This window comes from Pseudarthrobacter sp. NamE5 (genome assembly GCF_005796225.1).
GTDB lineage: Bacteria > Actinomycetota > Actinomycetes > Actinomycetales > Micrococcaceae > Arthrobacter.
In genome coordinates, this window is the sequence record NZ_VAHO01000005.1 from 68,285 (window position 1) to 83,269 (window position 14,985).

Annotated in this window: 15 protein-coding genes and 1 pseudogene; 9 read left to right on the forward strand and 7 right to left on the reverse strand. The window is 66.6% G+C overall.

What is annotated here, in order from left to right; genetic code table 11:
• The first annotated feature begins 103 nt into the window (after window positions 1-103).
• The 3 genes from FDW84_RS08155 to FDW84_RS08165 all read left to right on the forward strand — a co-directional run bounded on the left by FDW84_RS08155 (window position 104) and on the right by FDW84_RS08165 (window position 2,891).
• On the forward strand, window positions 104-841 hold the full coding sequence (locus FDW84_RS08155) for a mycothiol-dependent nitroreductase Rv2466c family protein (protein ID WP_138608356.1): 738 nt from the start codon (window positions 104-106) through the stop codon (window positions 839-841).
• Window positions 842-861: 20 nt separating this feature from the next.
• Window positions 862-1,362, forward strand: coding sequence for an SRPBCC family protein (locus FDW84_RS08160; protein ID WP_138608358.1), 501 nt, complete (start codon window positions 862-864; stop codon window positions 1,360-1,362).
• A 140-nt stretch (window positions 1,363-1,502) separates the two neighbouring features.
• Complete coding sequence (locus FDW84_RS08165; RefSeq protein ID WP_138608361.1) at window positions 1,503-2,891, forward strand: amidase; 1,389 nt, start codon at window positions 1,503-1,505, stop codon at window positions 2,889-2,891.
• A gap of 61 nt (window positions 2,892-2,952) precedes the next feature.
• Here FDW84_RS08165 and FDW84_RS08170 read toward each other — a convergent pair whose 3' ends face one another.
• The 3 genes and pseudogenes from FDW84_RS08170 to FDW84_RS08180 form a co-directional block, all read right to left on the reverse strand.
• Window positions 2,953-3,255, reverse strand: a complete 303-nt coding sequence (locus FDW84_RS08170; protein ID WP_138608363.1) for a YciI-like protein — start codon at window positions 3,253-3,255, stop codon at window positions 2,953-2,955.
• Window positions 3,256-3,427: 172 nt separating this feature from the next.
• A complete protein-coding gene (locus tag FDW84_RS08175; RefSeq protein ID WP_138608365.1) occupies window positions 3,428-4,210 on the reverse strand; it encodes a GntR family transcriptional regulator in 783 nt (260 codons plus the stop codon).
• 117 nt (window positions 4,211-4,327) lie between these two features.
• A pseudogene (locus FDW84_RS08180) lies at window positions 4,328-4,629 on the reverse strand (YciI-like protein).
• A 186-nt stretch (window positions 4,630-4,815) separates the two neighbouring features.
• Here FDW84_RS08180 and FDW84_RS08185 point away from each other — a divergent pair.
• Window positions 4,816-5,193, forward strand: a complete 378-nt coding sequence (locus FDW84_RS08185) for a VOC family protein (protein WP_138608367.1) — start codon at window positions 4,816-4,818, stop codon at window positions 5,191-5,193.
• A 44-nt stretch (window positions 5,194-5,237) separates the two neighbouring features.
• Here the strand turns inward: FDW84_RS08185 and FDW84_RS08190 are convergent, their stop codons facing one another.
• The 4 genes from FDW84_RS08190 to pdxA all read right to left on the reverse strand — a co-directional run bounded on the left by FDW84_RS08190 (window position 5,238) and on the right by pdxA (window position 9,584).
• Entirely contained in the window at window positions 5,238-5,813 is a 576-nt protein-coding gene (locus FDW84_RS08190) for an HNH endonuclease (RefSeq protein WP_138608369.1), read from the reverse strand.
• Window positions 5,814-5,935: 122 nt separating this feature from the next.
• Window positions 5,936-6,313, reverse strand: coding sequence for a hypothetical protein (locus tag FDW84_RS08195; protein ID WP_138608371.1), 378 nt, complete (start codon window positions 6,311-6,313; stop codon window positions 5,936-5,938).
• Window positions 6,314-6,361: 48 nt separating this feature from the next.
• Complete coding sequence (locus FDW84_RS08200; protein ID WP_138608373.1) at window positions 6,362-7,135, reverse strand: DeoR/GlpR family DNA-binding transcription regulator; 774 nt, start codon at window positions 7,133-7,135, stop codon at window positions 6,362-6,364.
• Window positions 7,136-7,205: 70 nt separating this feature from the next.
• Window positions 7,206-9,584 (reverse strand): 4-hydroxythreonine-4-phosphate dehydrogenase PdxA, encoded by a 2,379-nt coding sequence (gene pdxA, locus FDW84_RS08205; protein WP_138608375.1) that lies wholly within the window; start codon window positions 9,582-9,584, stop codon window positions 7,206-7,208.
• 190 nt (window positions 9,585-9,774) lie between these two features.
• Here pdxA and FDW84_RS08210 point away from each other — a divergent pair, with 190 nt between their 5' ends.
• From FDW84_RS08210 to FDW84_RS08230, 5 genes are read left to right on the forward strand one after another with little or no spacing between them, the layout of a single operon-like run.
• Window positions 9,775-11,349 (forward strand): ABC transporter substrate-binding protein, encoded by a 1,575-nt coding sequence (locus FDW84_RS08210; RefSeq protein WP_138608377.1) that lies wholly within the window; start codon window positions 9,775-9,777, stop codon window positions 11,347-11,349.
• Between the two features lie 3 nt (window positions 11,350-11,352).
• Window positions 11,353-12,288 carry an ABC transporter permease gene (locus tag FDW84_RS08215; protein WP_138133905.1) on the forward strand — a complete coding sequence of 312 codons (936 nt, stop codon included), beginning with the start codon at window positions 11,353-11,355 and terminating at the stop codon, window positions 12,286-12,288.
• Window positions 12,285-13,208: an ABC transporter permease gene (locus FDW84_RS08220; protein WP_138608379.1), complete on the forward strand. Its 924-nt coding sequence runs from the start codon at window positions 12,285-12,287 to the stop codon at window positions 13,206-13,208. Before FDW84_RS08215 ends, FDW84_RS08220 begins: the two co-directional genes overlap by 4 nt.
• Window position 13,209: 1 nt before the next feature.
• On the forward strand, window positions 13,210-14,139 hold the full coding sequence (locus tag FDW84_RS08225) for an ABC transporter ATP-binding protein (protein ID WP_138608381.1): 930 nt from the start codon (window positions 13,210-13,212) through the stop codon (window positions 14,137-14,139).
• Window positions 14,136-14,963 carry an ATP-binding cassette domain-containing protein gene (locus FDW84_RS08230; protein WP_138608383.1) on the forward strand — a complete coding sequence of 276 codons (828 nt, stop codon included), beginning with the start codon at window positions 14,136-14,138 and terminating at the stop codon, window positions 14,961-14,963. Before FDW84_RS08225 ends, FDW84_RS08230 begins: the two co-directional genes overlap by 4 nt.
• Window positions 14,964-14,985: the final 22 nt, after the last annotated feature.

Consider the following 14,985-nt stretch of genomic DNA (forward strand, 5'->3'; position numbering starts at 1 on the left):
GCTCACAGTCTGCGAACAGCGCCGCGAAAGCCACCCCGCAGTGTCCGGGCTGCAGTCTGAAACCGATTCGACCCAAGTCACTAGCCGGTGTAAAGGTGGACGGGTGAATGCCGACATCAACTTCTATTTTGATCCGGTCTGCCCCTTTGCCTGGATGACCAGCAAGTGGGTGCGCATGGTGCAGGCGCAGCGCGGATACAGCGTCGACTGGCGGTTCATCTCGTTGCGGCTCATCAACGCCAACGTTGACTATGACGCCCATTTCCCGCCTGAGTACGAGGCCGGGCACACGGCCGGCCTCCGGCTCCTGCGGGTGGCGGCCCAGGCACGGGCGGAGCATGGCCGCGAGTCGATCGCCCGTTTGTATGAGGCGTTCGGGACGCACATCTTCGAAGTTGCCCCCGACACGGTAAACCAGCTCACCGAAGGTGAGGTGCGTGAGCAGCGCGGGACGCGCGAGTTCGTTGAGCCGATCCTCGCCGAGGCCGGCTTGCCTCTGTCGCTGGCGGGAGCCTTAAACGACGAGTCCTGGGACCAGGAGATCCGGCAGGAGACAGATGAGGCGCTGGCGCTGACGGGTAAGGATGTCGGCACGCCCATCATCCATTTTGAGCCGCCAACTGGCGTGGCCTTCTTCGGGCCGGTGATCAGCCGGCTGCCGGACGAAGAGTCGGCCGCCGAGCTGTGGGACCATGTCGTCGGGCTGGCACGCTTCCCCGGTTTCGCCGAACTCAAGCGAAGCGTGCGTGAGCAGCCGCAGCTACCCGCCTTCGGAGTCTCCGCCGGTACGGTCGGCACGCAGGAGGACTGGCACGGCGGCAGCCGGCGGCAGAAGAAGTGACTTTCAGTGAGGATGGACCCATGAACCAGAGCAGCACTCGCCAGTACCAGGAGTCCGTTACGGTCCAGGCACCGGTTGAGACGGTCTACGACTTGGTTTCCGACATCACCCGGACCGGCGAGTGGAGCCCGGTCTGTACATCATGCTGGTGGGACGATGAGAACAGCGCCGGCCACATCGGAGCCTGGTTCACGGGGCGCAACGAACTGCCCCACAGGACCTGGGAGACGCGGTCGCAGGTGGTGGCAGCGGAGCGCGGCCGCGAGTTCGCCTGGGTGGTGGGCGGCAAGTTCGTCCGCTGGAGCTTCAGCATGGCTCCGGCTGATGCAGGGACGACGCTGACCGAGTCGTGGGAATTCCTACCGGACGGGATAGCCATGTTCGAGGAAAAGTTCGGTGACAAGGCCCCCGAGCAGATCGCTGACCGCACCCGGCAGGCGCTCCACGGCATCCCGGTAACGCTCGCCGCGATCAAGCAGATCGCCGAGTCTATCGCTGCAGATCAGGAGGTCCGGTCCTAGGACTGGAATCTGCACGAGGTCGAGGGGCAGTTAAGCACCCCGAGGCTTGGCTGCTGCCGCAGCCGGGCCTTCAGTCACGTGTTCCGGCGAACGCAGCGGAAGCGCGCTTCGGGTCGAGACCGTGCTGATACATTCGGTCCATGGAGACTGCGCTTCGTGACGCCATGGCGGTCGCCTCCGCAGTTCGCGCCGGTCAGGCCTCCGCGGAGAGCGTCCTGGCGGAGTCGCGGTCACGGGCCGATGCAGCTCCCGACATGTGCGCGTTCATCGAGGAAGACTGGGACGGCGCTGCCAGTGCCGCCAAGGAGGTGGACCGCCGTCGGGCCCGCGGGGAGGATCCGGGGCCGCTCGCCGGTGTTCCCCTGACCGTCAAAGATGTCATCGCTGTGGCAGGGTTGAGGCTGACCGGCGGCAGTGCCGCCTACGCCGGAAATGTTGCCACCTTCACTGCCACTGCGGTGCGGCGTCTGCAGGAGGCGGGCGCGGTAGTGATTGGGAAAACCAATTGCCCCGAGTTTGCGTTCGGTGCCATCACCGAGAGCGCCGTCGGGGGCCGGACGCTCAATTCCCGGTTTCCCGGTGCGACGGCGGGTGGCTCGAGCGGGGGAGAGGCTGCAGCCGTCGCTGCCGGCATATCGGCACTGGGGTTGGGCACCGACTACGGCGGATCCCTGCGGTGGCCGGCGCAATGCGTGGGTATCACTGCCCTGCGGCCCACCCCGGATACAGTTCCGGACCTTGGCATCGTCCCGGGAGCCGGCGGCTGGTACGGAGGCGGCGACCCGTTCCCGCCCGCTGCCCGCCTTCAAGCCGCCACGCAAGTCATTGGGCCGCTCGCACGGTCAGTGCGGGACCTGCGGACCGCGCTCGGAGTGCTTTCGGATGTTCGTCCCGGCGTTCGGACCTTGCCTGGCGCGGCGGTCCCCGGCAACGTTGCGGTGGCATGGAGTGACGGGTCCGCTTTGGGGCCGGTACGGCGTGAAGTGTCAGCGATGATCGCTGCAGTGGCGGAACAGGTCGCGCCGGAGGTCCGGACACTGACCCAGGTACCGGATCTGTTTGCGGGATCGCTGGCAGCCTATAACCGGCTCCGCCCTCTTGATCCGATGATTGATCACGCCGCGGCTGTCGCAGGCCGTGAGCACCTGGTCCTTCCCGCGAACCTCGACGTCATCGAGCGCTCCCTGCAGACTCCCGCAGGGCAACTCGAAGCGGCTGTCGCCGAATCCGAACAGGCAAGACAACGGGACCTGGCAATTTTCGATACCGCAGACATCGTCCTCCTGCCCGTGGCCGGCGGCCCGGCGTGCGACGTGTCCGGAAAACTGGACATTGACGGACAGTCCATCTTTGGCTGGGACATCATGGGCCAATGCAGGGCTGTGACCATGGTCGGCGCCCCTGTTGTTTCGCTGCCCGTCGCGTGGTCAACCGAGGGCCTGCCGCTGTCCGTCCAGGTGGTCGCAGCCCCTGGCTGGGATGCGCTGGCGCTGGACTTTGCCGAATGGCTGGAGGGCTTCAGAGGGTGAGGCTCATCCTCTTGGCAGAGCTCGAGTTCCCACCGGGCTACGGGTCTATCGGTCTCCGGGTCTAGGGGCGAACCGGCGTTGCCGCTTCTTTTCCCAGCACCGTTTTCCAGGGGCGGGCGGTCCACGAGGTCACGACCCCAGCGGTGACGTAGGGGTCGGCAGCTGCAAAGGCTCGTGCGGCCTCAAGCGCGTTCTCGCCGGTGAAGATCAGCAGCCCGGTGAACGGTCCTTCGCCAACGGCCCCACCCAGCAGGAGTTCGCCCCTTTCGACTGCTTCCCATCCCGCCCGAAGGTGGTCTGCGCGGTATATTTCGCGGGTCTCAAGGTAGTTGTCCTCGTACGTGTACTCGAGCACTGCGTGCATGGGCGTCTCCGTTTCGTTCGGGCGTTTCTCTCGTTGTAGAAGTAGCCTACCCAGCGGGACCTAGCCAGAAACCAGCACTTGGCACAGGCACAAGTCGCGGGCCTTGGCCGATATGCCCGCGCGAGGTGGGGCTTGTTGCATCCTCGCGCGATAAGTGAACGGTACGGCGGCTTCAGGACTGGAACTGCTGCATCACCGAGAGGTGCCCGGCCCGTGTCGAGACGAGGCACTTGGCCAGGTAAAAGGGCTGGTTGCCGTTTCGGACGTACTGGGTCAGGACCAGCACGGGGTCGGACGGGCGCAGGTCCAGGAGCTTCGCCCGGCTGGGTCCCACCTGGCTGAGGCTGATCTGGCATTCGCCCGGCCCGGCCATCCTGCCCAGCTGGTTGTTGAGCGCGGCAAGCAAGGTGGTGCCGCCGTCGTTCTCTATCTCAAGGGGCGCGGCGGCGCCCTTGCCGAAGCTGACCGGCTGGGCCGTGACGTTCTCCTGCAAGTGGGCGATGGCCTCGCCGTCGCGAATCAGGACTGATTCCCACAGCCAGCAGTCGCTGCCGGGATCGACGCCGATGCCGGGGGCGACGAATTCGGAGGCGGCCTGCCGGACCACCTGGGTGCGCTTGACCTCCGCCTGCTGGCCCGGGCTGCCCAGGACGTCTTCGAAGGGCTGGATGCGTTCGATGCCGATGCGGGGGAGCGTGTCAGAAACGAAGCGCCCGACGCCGCGCCTTGCCCTGATCAGCCCGTCCTCCTCGAGCAGCATGAGGGCTTCGCGGACAACTGTGCGGCTGACTTTCATGTCCGTGCCGAGCTCCGTTTCGGTGGGGATCATGGAGCCGGGCGTGAGGAGGCCGTTGCGGATGGCTTCGGCGACCCGGGAGTACACCGCCACACGCAGGGGGGCGCCGGGCTGGGCGGCCACCGGCTGGGACAGGAACCGGGCGGCGTCCTGGTGCACGTTATGCCTCACTTGCTGGTGGTGGGTCCGGGGACTCCAGCCTAGTGCAACGTCTGATGCGTTTGTTGGACAGCCCGGCAGAGCGGTCCTGGCATGCGGTGAGGAGGAGATTGAGCTTTAGGGGCGAACGGGTGCGGCCGCTTCTTTTCCGACCACCGTTGTCCAAGGGCGGGCTGTCCACGATGTCACGACGCCGCCGGTGACATAGGGATCGGCGGCTGCAAAGGCTTTGCAGCGTCAAGTGCGTTCCCGCCTGTGAAGATGAGCAACCCGGTGAAGAGTCCGTCGGCAACGGCTCCACCCAGTAAAAGATCGCCCCGTTCGACTGCTTCCCACGCTGCCCTGAGGTGATCGGAGCGGTACTTCTCTCGGGTTTGAAGGTAGTTGTCCTCGTAGGTGTATTCGAGTACGGCGTGCATGTGGGTCCGTCCATCTCATCGACGAGTTTGGCTCTTTGTAGACGCATCCTCTCCAGCCTTCCTATCCCGGGACCCAACCTCTGAACCAAGCCCTAAGACGCCTTAAACAGCAGCCGACTTCTACTGACCGGTTCACGAAGAGCCCGACCCTGACTCTTCAGCCCGGTCCTCCGTACACTGGGGTCCATGGTCTCCCGTATCAGCGAACTGGTCCTCAACTGCGCCAATCCGGAACTCCTGGCGGAGTTCTGGTGCGGCGTCCTCGGGTATGTCGAACTCGACAGGGAGGACGGCGCCATCGAGATCGGCCCGCCGAACGCCGGGTTCGGCGGCCTCCAGCCGACCATCATCCTAAGCCCGAGCAGCAACCCGCGTACCGGGCGCCTTCCCCTGCACATCGACGTGAACCCGGTGGACCGGGACCAGGACGCCGAACTGGAACGCCTGCTTGCCCTGGGTGCCCGCCCAGCCGACGTCGGGCAGACGGGCGACGAGCAGTGGCACGTCCTAGCCGACCCCGAGGGCAACGAGTTCTGCCTTCTGCGCCGGCGGCTTGACCCCTAACGGGGCGCTGGAAGTTTCAGGCTTTGTATTGCCCGAGCACGACGTCAGCGGAGCGGCTGCCGTTCCCCGACGCTGACGGAAGACTCGAGCGGAAGGTAGTCCCGCCGTCGTCGTTCCAGCCTTGCCTGCTGGCCCGGTGACGGAATCCTGGCACCCTTGGCGCGGTTGCACCTGGCGCAGGCGGCCACAAAGTTTTGCAGGCGGGTGGACCCGCCCTTGGACCAGGGATAGAAATGGTCACCGTGTTCAGCGGGGCGCGAACAACGCCGCCGGAATCCTGCCTCCATCTCACACTGTCCGCCGGCCCGGGCCATACCCTCGCGACGCTGCTGACGCGTAAAGCGGCGGACCGGATCCCGGCGGCGAACATCGCGGGCAACAGTGATTGCGGCGATGATGATGACGAGGACGGTGAAAACGGCTGGCAGGGTAGCTGCCGCGACGACGTTATCCACCAGGCCGCGCAGGACCTCTGCCACAGAGGATGGACGCGCAGCGGCGCTCACGTCCGCCTTGGGCATGAGCGCGAGGAAGGCTGAGGCAAATAACCATACAACCATGGCCACGAAAGCAAGGCGTAGGCCTATCCGTGTCCAGTAGATGCGCTTCAGTTCCGGCATGATTCGTCCCCCAACTCGTCCTCATCTGTGAAGCTTGCGCTCCGTCAGAAACTAGGGAGATCGTACTATCAGTGCCCACAGGGCGTTTCTCTTGACCTAGGCAAGCTGTATACAGGCAGGACTTACTCGCGGGAGTTCAGGGCGTCGAACTGCTCCTGCCAGATGGCCAGTTCCCGATCCTTGTACAGCCGGTAGGCGGGGGTCCATTTGGGCCAAATGTCGGACGAGTCGTAGGGTCCGGGCTGGACAGGAGACGGGGGAGCTTTTGGCGGCGGCGGGGGGCGTCCCGGGACCGGGGCTTTGTGCGGCTGGGGCCGTAGCGACGGCGGCGGGGCTGTCCGCGGTCTGAAGGCCTTCGAATGTTGCTTGTCGAGTTTGTCCGGGAGATCCAGGAACCACCAGACCGTCTTGCCCAACGCCCAGCTGGCGCCGCAAATCAGCACGACACCAGCAAGACATACGATCCAGAGGAGGAGCCCGATGATGGGGAAGAGCACCATTTCCCATTTTATCCGGCCGACCGCCGGTTAGACGAGATCCCCGGAGACTCAGCCGCTGACGGCTGCCACCTCAACCTGTATCCCCGCGTCCCGGAACTTCTGCACCTGCGCGGGGTCGGCGCCGTCGTCCGTAACTAACGTCCAGGGCAGGGCCAGCCGCGCCCAGGCGTGGAACGGCCGCTGGCCGAGCTTGGACGAATCCGCCAGTACGTACACGTCCTGGCCCCGGCGGGCCATGAGCTCTTTGAGGCGGGTCTGGGCGTGGTCCGCCTCGCAGATGCCGTCCTCGGCGGTGACGGCGTCGGCGCCGAGGAACACCCGGTCGAAGCTCATCCGCTCCAGCGCCGCCTCGGCCAGCGGCCCCACAAAACTCTGCGAAACAGCGCGGAGCCGGCCGCCCAGGCAGTCCACCTCGATGCCCTCGGAGTCGGCGAGCTCCTGCAAAGTGTTGATGCCCGGCGTCGTCACGGACAAGCGATCGAACCCGCGCAGTTCGTGGGCCAGGGCACCTGCGGTGGAGCCGGCGTCGAGCAGGATGTTCTCCCCAGGCACGATCACGGACGCCGCCCAGCGGGCGATCGCGTGCTTCTGCTCGAACGCCTCGCCGGTGCGCTGCCTTAGCGACGCTTCGGGGTGCGCGCCGAGGGCCATGGCGCCGCCGTAGGTGCGGGCCAATCTGCCCTGCCCGTTCAGGAGAGCCAGGTCGCGGCGGATGGTGGACGCGGTGACCTCGAACCGGGCAGAGAGTTCCTCCACGGACGCCAGCCCGGTGGTCACGGCAAGGTGGTAGATCTCCTCGCGCCGCGCGTTTGCGCTCAGCATTCCCGGTCTCCTTCCCGTGGCAGTGGTTACCATGCTAGTTCCGGCCCCCGCCCAGTCCCCGCAGCAACGCCTACACGGCGACGGCAGGCCGCGTGGCCATTTCCGCGGCCTGGTGCAGCGCCTCCACCATCGACCGGGAATCAGCGATCGCCTTGCCGGCGATGTCGAACGCGGTGCCGTGGTCCACGGACGTGCGGATCACCGGCAGGCCCACCGTGATGTTCACGCCGGCCTCGATGCCCAGCACCTTCACCGGCCCGTGCCCCTGGTCGTGGTACATGGCCACCACCAGGTCGTAATCGCCCCGGCCGGCCAGGAAGAACAGCGTGTCCGCCGGCAGCGGGCCCACCGCGTTGATCCCGTCCGCCTGCGCCGCCTTCACGCCCGGTTCAATTTTTTCCGCTTCCTCGCCCTGGCCGAACAGTCCGTTCTCGCCGGCGTGCGGGTTGATGGCGCACACGCCGATCTTCGGGTTCGGGATGCCCGCCCGCACCAGCGCCTCGTGGCCGCGGCGGATGGTGCGCTCCACCAGGTCCGGGTTGATCTTGCGGATGGCGTCCATCAACCCGATGTGCGTGGTCACGTGGATCACCCGGATCTTGGGCGTGGAGAGCATCATGGACACTTCCTCCGTGCCCGTCAGGTGCGCCAGCAGTTCGGTGTGCCCGGGGAAGATGTGACCGGCCGCGTGCAGCGCCTCCTTGTTCAGCGGCGCGGTGCAAATGGCCTGCACCTTCCCGGCCATCGCCAGCTCGCTGGCCACCCGGATGTACTCGTATGCGGCGTGCCCGGCCACGGGGGAGAGCTGGCCCCATGGCAGGTCCTCCGGCAGCAGCGCCAGATCGATCACGTTCACCCGGCCCGGCGTGAACACCGCGTCCTCCACGTTTTCAATGCTCTGGATGTCCGCCTCGATCCCCAGAACGTTAGCGGCCTGGCGCAGGCGGAGCGCGTCGCCGATCACCACGGGCCGGCACTCGGCGTTGCTCTGCGGATCCAGTACGGCGGCCACCACCACCTCCGGCCCCACCCCGGCCCCGTCGCCCATGGTCACGGCCACGTAGGGGAGTTCGTTCTGCTCGGTCTTGCTTGCTTCGGTTGTCATGTCTGCTCCAGAGGGTTGGTCCAGCGGGGGAAGGTTGGTGGTGGGAGCCTGCGCGGGCTGTCCGCGGCGCTCCCGGATTTCGTCGTAAAGCTGCAGGAGGGCCAGGTCGTCACCGAAGCTGCCGGGCTTGGTGCCCACCAGCGTCCCGTCATCGGCACGGCTGAGCACGGCCCCGTGCTGCACGGCCGCGAGCGGCAGCAGGCTGTGGCGGCCGACGGCGTCCAGGACTTCCCGGGCCGTCTCACCGCCGGTGAGGATCAGGTCAGTGGGGGTTGCCTTCGCTGCCTCGGCGGCGAACTTCGACAGGGCCTGCACGATGCGGGCTGATGCAGACGGGTCCACTTTTTGGGCCGCCAGCGTGATGATCACGGGGTTGCCTGCCCTTAAAGCGTCTATAACATGGGCCAGTTGGGGAGCATAAGCATCCTTGGCGCCGGCGTAGAGCGGGTGCAGCCTTACCACGGTGAAGCCCTGGGTCTCGAGCCGGGCCAGCTGCGCCTGGGCAGTCTTGGAGGCAGAGCCGACGACGGCGAGCACCGGCCTTGGGGCTTCCTGCGGTTCTGCGGTGGTTGCGTCGGCCTGTGTCGCAGTTTGCGCATTTCGCGCAAGCTGTGCAGCGAGTCGCTGTGCGAGGACATCGGCCGCCCCGCCCGTTCCCACCAGCACAATGGGTCGGCCACCGGCGTGGAACTCCAGTTCCAGCACCGCGTCCACCACGTGCTCCAAGTCCTGGACCGTCTCGGAGTCTGTCACCAGCAGTTGCGACTGGTTGGGTTCCAGTAGCGCGGACAGTTCCCCAGGCAGCGAACCGGACCGGACCGCGGCCAGGCCCAGTGTCCGCACCGAGGCGGGATTCTCCGGCCGGAGCAGGGATGGAATGTCGGCCGGTGGTGCCGAAAGTTCTGCCTGCCACAGGTCCGTCTCCGCCAGGGGAGTGCCGGTCACCAGCGGCCGGCCGTCCACGACGGAACGCTGCAGCTGGGGGAGTGCCCCCGCAACAACAGCATGGAAACCGAGGCTTGTCAGCGCTGCCACTTCGCCATGGATGTTGCCGCGCCACAGGGAGTCCACCTTCTTGAACATCACCTGCGCACTCGAAGCTGCGGGACCGGAGAAAGCTTCCTTCACGAGCGCTTCGGCGGCCGACTCGGCAAGCCCGCGGGAGTGCGTATCGGCTACCACCACGTCGGTGGCGGAGCCTCTGAAGGAGGGGCCGCCGTCGTGCGTTTCCGAAGCTTTGCCCGCGCCCAGCAGGACCTGCGCGGAGAGCCCGTGCTGGACAAAGCAGTAGCCAACCTCGGCGGCGCCGGAGAAATCGTCGGCCTGCACAAATACGGAAGCCACGTTGCTCCTCTCGTCCGTAGTCGGCTGGATCCCGCCATGTAGCGGGAAGCTCCCCATCATCATGACACGGTTGCGCGGATCGCGCTAGAGGGGTTGCGCAATTTGCGCAGGAGTGGCAAAGTGATGGACACAACATTCGGCGCAGCCAGTCCGGCCGGCAGCCGTCCCCCGATCTACCGAGAGGTCAACGATGACCGTTCTTCCTCAAGGAAGTGAGATTTCCCGCCGCCGCCTGCTGCAGTTCGGCGCGGCCGCAGGGTTTCTGCTGGGCACCGGCAGCCTCACAGGCTGTGCCGGCCCCACCGGCCTTCCCGGACCCAGCACCCTGACCCTGGCCCTCAACCGGTCGCTGGTCAGCCTGGACAACAAGCTCAACCAGTTCGACGCCGCCGTTACCGTGCAGCGCGCCGTCCGCCAGGGCCTCACGGCCATCGGCCCCGAAACCAAGCCCGTCCTGGTCCTGGCCGAACGCTTCGAAATGACCGGACCCACCGAATGGACCGTGCGGTTCCGCGAAGGCATCCGCTACTCGGACGGCAGCCCCGTGCAGGTGGAGGACGTTGCCACCGCACTGAAGATGTACCAGCAGGTGCAGGGCTCCTTCGTGGCCGGTTTCTTCCCCGAATTCCCCGAGGTGGTGCCGGTGGATGACCGCACCTTCAAGATGGTCTCCAAGAAGCCGATTCCTATCCTGGACTCGCTCATGAGCATGATCCTGATTACCCCCGCCGCGCAGAACAAGCCGGAGGAACTGCAGGAAGGCCTGGGCACCGGCCCGTACGTGGTCACCAAGTTCAACCGCGGCGCCGGCACCTACAGCCTGGCCCGGAACGAGAACTACTGGGGCCCCGCCCCGCAGGTGGACAACGTGGAAGTCCGGTTCCTCCCCGAGGAATCCAGCCGCGTCATTGCCCTGCGCAGCGGCGAGGTGGACGTCATCGACTCCATAACCCCCGACTCCCGCGAACAGCTCGCCGGACTTCCCGGCGTCGAACTCCAGGAAGCGTCCAGCCTCCGCCTGAACCAGATTTTCTTCAACTTCCGCAAGCCCGCCGGCCACCCGCTGGCCGATCCCCGTGTCCGCCAGGCACTGAGCATGGCGATCGACGGCGAGTCCCTGGTCCGCGACGTGCTGGTGGACTCCGTCACCCAGGCCGAGGGCGTCACCCCCTCCAGCCTCACCGGCTACTACAAGACCGGCGAGTACGTCTACGATCCCGAAAAGGCCAAGGCCACCCTGGCCGAGCTAGGCGTCAAGGACCTCACCCTGAAGATCATCTGGGAAACCGGCGAGTTCGCCTCCGACACCTCCGTGATGGAGGCCCTGGTGGAGATGTTCGGCAAGATCGGCGTCAAGGCCGAACTGCAGCAGTTCGAACCCGGCGGCAACATCCTGGCCTGGCGCCAGGGCAAACAGGGCGACTGGGACCTCCTCGGCAACGGCTACCCCAGCCCCACAGGCCTGGCCATCACCATGCTGCAGGGCATGTACGCCGGCACCCCCGAAAAGGAAGCCACCCGCGATACCTACCAGGGCTACGTGATCCCCGAGGTCACCGCCAAGATCCAGGCCGCCTCCGCCGAAGCGGACCCGGCCCGCAGGACCGAACTGCTCAACGAAGCTCAGCAGGCAGTGTGGGACACCTGGCCCTGCGCCTGGGCGTTCGTCCCAAAGTCCGTCCTCGCCCACCGGGAGCGGGTGTCCAACATCAACCTGGCACCCACTAACTCCTACCCCCTCGTTGATGTCCGGCTGGAGGCCTAAGCCATGACGAACTACATCCTCAAGCGCCTGGGACAGGGCCTGCTCACCGTGTTCCTCACGGTGTCCACCGTGTTCATCCTGATCCGCATGGCCCCCGGCGATCCGGCCGTGTCCTACGCCGGCCCGCTGGCCAGCAACGAACAGCTCGCCGCGGTCCGGGAGCAGTTCGGCCTGGACCGGCCCGTGCTGGAGCAGTACTGGATCTTCCTCCAGCAGCTGTTCACCGGCAACCTGGGCCAGTCCTACTCCTTCCAGGCCCCCGCCATGCAGGTGGTCTTCGAACGGATGCCGTACACCCTGACCCTGGCGACGTCGGCCATCCTGCTGACCGCCGTCGTCGCCATCCCGCTGGGTGTGTGGATGTCCCGCCGCCCGGACACCGGCAAGGAATTCGGCGTCAACGTGCTCACCATCGCCGGGCAGTCCATGCCCGACTTCTGGACCGGCATCATGCTGCTCACCGGCTTTGCCGTGCTGATCCCGCTGTTCCCGGCCTCCGGCTTCGCCACCTGGGGCGGACTGGTCCTCCCCACGGTGACCATCGCCATCCTCCAGATCGCCCTGATCTCCCGCATGGTCCGGCGCGAAATGACCAACAACCTCGCCGCCCCGTACCTCACCGTGGCCCGCTCCCGCGGGGTCAAGAACTCGGTGCTGACCTGGCGCTACGCCATGGGCAACTCGGCCATTCCCGTCTTCACCGCCCTGGGCACCCGGTTCGCCGCGATGCTCAACGGCGTGGTGGTGGTGGAAGTGGTGTTCGCCTGGCCCGGCGTCGGCTCTCTCATTGTCCGGGCCCTCGAAACCCGCGATTACCCTCTCATCCAGGCGACCGTCCTGGTCACAGCGCTCCTGGCCGTGGCCGTGCAGCTGCTGATCGACCTCGCCTACCCGCTCCTTGATCCCCGTGTTCGTCTTGGAAAGGCGGCAACAGCATGAGCCTCGACACAGCAACACCTGCTGCAGCGCAACCGGCCCGGCAGCCCAGCCCCTCCGCCGTCACCAAGGCGGACATCGCCAGGGCAGGCGCCACCCGCCGTCGTAAATCCGCCCAGTGGAAGCTCATCATCGGCACCGTCTGCACCCTGCTGGTGATCATCCCGATCATCCTGGCCCAGGTGCTGCCGCTGCCGGACGCCAACTTCCAGGACCTCTCCGCCCGGCGCCTGCCGCCGCTGACGGACGGGCACCTGTTCGGCACCGACCAGCTGGGCCGCGACCTGCTCTCCCGGGTGCTGCACGGCGGCCAGGTCTCCCTGACCATCGGCCTGCTGGCCGTCCTGGTCTCCGGCGCCATCGGCGTGATCCTCGGCGCGGCCGCCGGCTACTACGGCGGCTGGGTGGACACCATCGTCTCCCGCCTCCTCGAAGCCCAGATGTCCCTGCCGCTGCTCATGATGCTGCTGCTGGTGGTGGCCCTGTTCGGCCCCTCCATCCCGGTGATCACGTTCGTGATCGCCATCGCCCAGTGGCCCGAAGTTGCCCGCCTCACCCGCTCCATGGTGCTGGTGGAACGCGAAAAGCCCTACGTCTCCGCCGCCCGGATTCTGGGCCTGCACAAGATCCAGATCCTGATCCAGCACATCATCCCCAACGTAATCAAGCAGGCAACCCTGGTGGTGCTGCTCCTGCTGGCCCAGGCCGTGCTGCTCGAATCCGCGCTGTCCTTCCTGGGCGCCGGCCCGCAGCGGCCCTTCGCCACCTGGGGCCGCATCATTTCCGACGGCCAGGACTACATCACCACCTCCTGGTGGATGGTCACCCTGCCCGGCCTGGTGATCGTGCTCATGGTGGTGGGCGTCAACCTGCTGGGCGACGGCCTGCGCGACCGTCCCCGCCGCAAGAAGAAGGGTGCCTGACATGAACGCTGCCACTGAGACTCCGTTCAGGGAGCAGCCGCTGCTGGAGGTCCGCGACTTCCAGGTGGAGCTGATCACCGACGCCGGCATCATCCGCGCCGTTGACTCCGTCAGCTTCAGCATCCACCGCGGCGAGACGGTCACCATCATCGGCGAGTCCGGCTCCGGAAAATCCACGACGGCGATGGGCATCCTCCGCCTGCTGCCCGAGGATTTGGCGGTACTGTCCGGCACCGTGCTGATTGACGGCGTCGACATCAGCGCCGATCCCAAGGCCATCGACAAGGTGCGCGGCAAGACCCTCGCCCTGATCCCGCAGGATCCCATGACGGCGCTGAGCCCGGTGCATTCGATCGGCAGCCAGCTGTTTGAGGCCATCCGGATCGCCGGCGCCGCCTCCGCCAAGGACAAGGACGCGCTGCAGGCCCGGGCCGTCCGGCTGCTGGAGCAGGTGCATATTCCCACCCCGGAGAAGCAGCTGAAGAAGTACCCGCACCAGCTCTCCGGCGGCATGCTGCAGCGCGTGCTGATCGCCATCGCGCTGGCCTCCGAGCCGCAGCTGCTGGTGGCGGACGAGCCGACGTCGGCCCTGGACGTCACGGTGCAGGGCGGCATCCTGGATCTGCTGCTGGAGCTGCAGGAACAGCGCGGCATCGGCATCCTGATGATCACGCACGACCTTGGTGTGGCCCGGCTCATCTCGGACCGCATCCACGTGATGAAGGACGGCTCGTTTGTGGAGTCCGGGGAGGTCCAGCAGATCGTTGACCATCCCGCCACCGAGTACACCCGCACCCTGCTGGCCGCAGTGCCGGTGCTGGGGCCGTGGGACGAAACGCCCGCTGATGCGCGCGGTGCGCACGCCGCTTCCGGCGGTTCTTCCGCCACCACCACTGACCCCGCCCTGACCCAGACCGGAGCAAAGCCATGACGAAGCCGTTCCTCGCCGTCGACAACCTGGTGGTGGACTACCACGTGCCGGGCGGCACCTTCCGGGCCGTGGATGACGTCTCGTTCTCCGTGGACAAAGGCAAGACGATCGCCGTCGTGGGTGAATCCGGCTGCGGCAAGTCCACCGTGGCCAAGGCACTGATGCGGCTGGTGACCCCCACCAGCGGCAGCATCACCCTGGACGGCACGGACATCGCGGCCATGAGCGAGTCCAAGCTGCGGCCGCTGCGCTCGAAGTTCCAGATGGTGTTCCAGGACCCGTACGGCTCACTGGACCCGCACATGACCGCGCAGGAGATCGTGGCCGAGCCGCTCAAGCTGCAGGGCGTCCGGTCCAAGGCAGAACGGCACAAGGCGGCCGCGAAGCTGATCGACCAGGTGGGCCTGCCCGTCCGGTCCCTGGACAAGCACCCGGGGGAGTTCTCCGGCGGCCAGCGCCAGCGCATCGGCATCGCCCGCGCGCTCGCCTCCAAGCCCGAGCTGCTGGTCTGCGACGAGGCCACCAGCGCCCTGGACGTTTCCGTGCAGGCCCAGGTGCTGCGGCTGCTGAAGTCCATCCAGGACGAAACCGGCATCACCTACGTGTTCATCTCGCACAACCTTGGCGTGGTGCAGGAAATCAGCGATACCGTCATGGTGATGCAGAAGGGCAAGCTGGTGGAACACGGCTCCACCGCCTCCGTCCTGACCAGCCCGAAGGAGGACTACACCCGCAAGCTCCGCCGCGCGGCGCTGGACCCCTCCACCATGACTGGCCTGAAGCCGCGGCACATTGTCCGCTCGCTGGCCCTAACGAACCAGTAGAACCAGCTCAGCTCCTAACTCT

Coding starts and splice junctions, on each gene's coding strand:
- FDW84_RS08160 (WP_138608358.1), top strand. CDS start 862: ATGAACCAGAGCAGCACTCGCCAGTACCAGGAGTCCGTTACGGTCCAG.
- FDW84_RS08165 (WP_138608361.1), top strand. CDS start 1,503: ATGGAGACTGCGCTTCGTGACGCCATGGCGGTCGCCTCCGCAGTTCGC.
- FDW84_RS08170 (WP_138608363.1), bottom strand. CDS start 3,255: ATGCACGCAGTGCTCGAGTACACGTACGAGGACAACTACCTTGAGACC.
- FDW84_RS08185 (WP_138608367.1), top strand. CDS start 4,816: ATGGTCTCCCGTATCAGCGAACTGGTCCTCAACTGCGCCAATCCGGAA.
- FDW84_RS08190 (WP_138608369.1), bottom strand. CDS start 5,813: ATGCCGGAACTGAAGCGCATCTACTGGACACGGATAGGCCTACGCCTT.
- FDW84_RS08195 (WP_138608371.1), bottom strand. CDS start 6,313: ATGGTGCTCTTCCCCATCATCGGGCTCCTCCTCTGGATCGTATGTCTT.
- FDW84_RS08200 (WP_138608373.1), bottom strand. CDS start 7,135: ATGCTGAGCGCAAACGCGCGGCGCGAGGAGATCTACCACCTTGCCGTG.
- FDW84_RS08210 (WP_138608377.1), top strand. CDS start 9,775: ATGACCGTTCTTCCTCAAGGAAGTGAGATTTCCCGCCGCCGCCTGCTG.
- FDW84_RS08215 (WP_138133905.1), top strand. CDS start 11,353: ATGACGAACTACATCCTCAAGCGCCTGGGACAGGGCCTGCTCACCGTG.
- FDW84_RS08220 (WP_138608379.1), top strand. CDS start 12,285: ATGAGCCTCGACACAGCAACACCTGCTGCAGCGCAACCGGCCCGGCAG.
- FDW84_RS08225 (WP_138608381.1), top strand. CDS start 13,210: ATGAACGCTGCCACTGAGACTCCGTTCAGGGAGCAGCCGCTGCTGGAG.
- FDW84_RS08230 (WP_138608383.1), top strand. CDS start 14,136: ATGACGAAGCCGTTCCTCGCCGTCGACAACCTGGTGGTGGACTACCAC.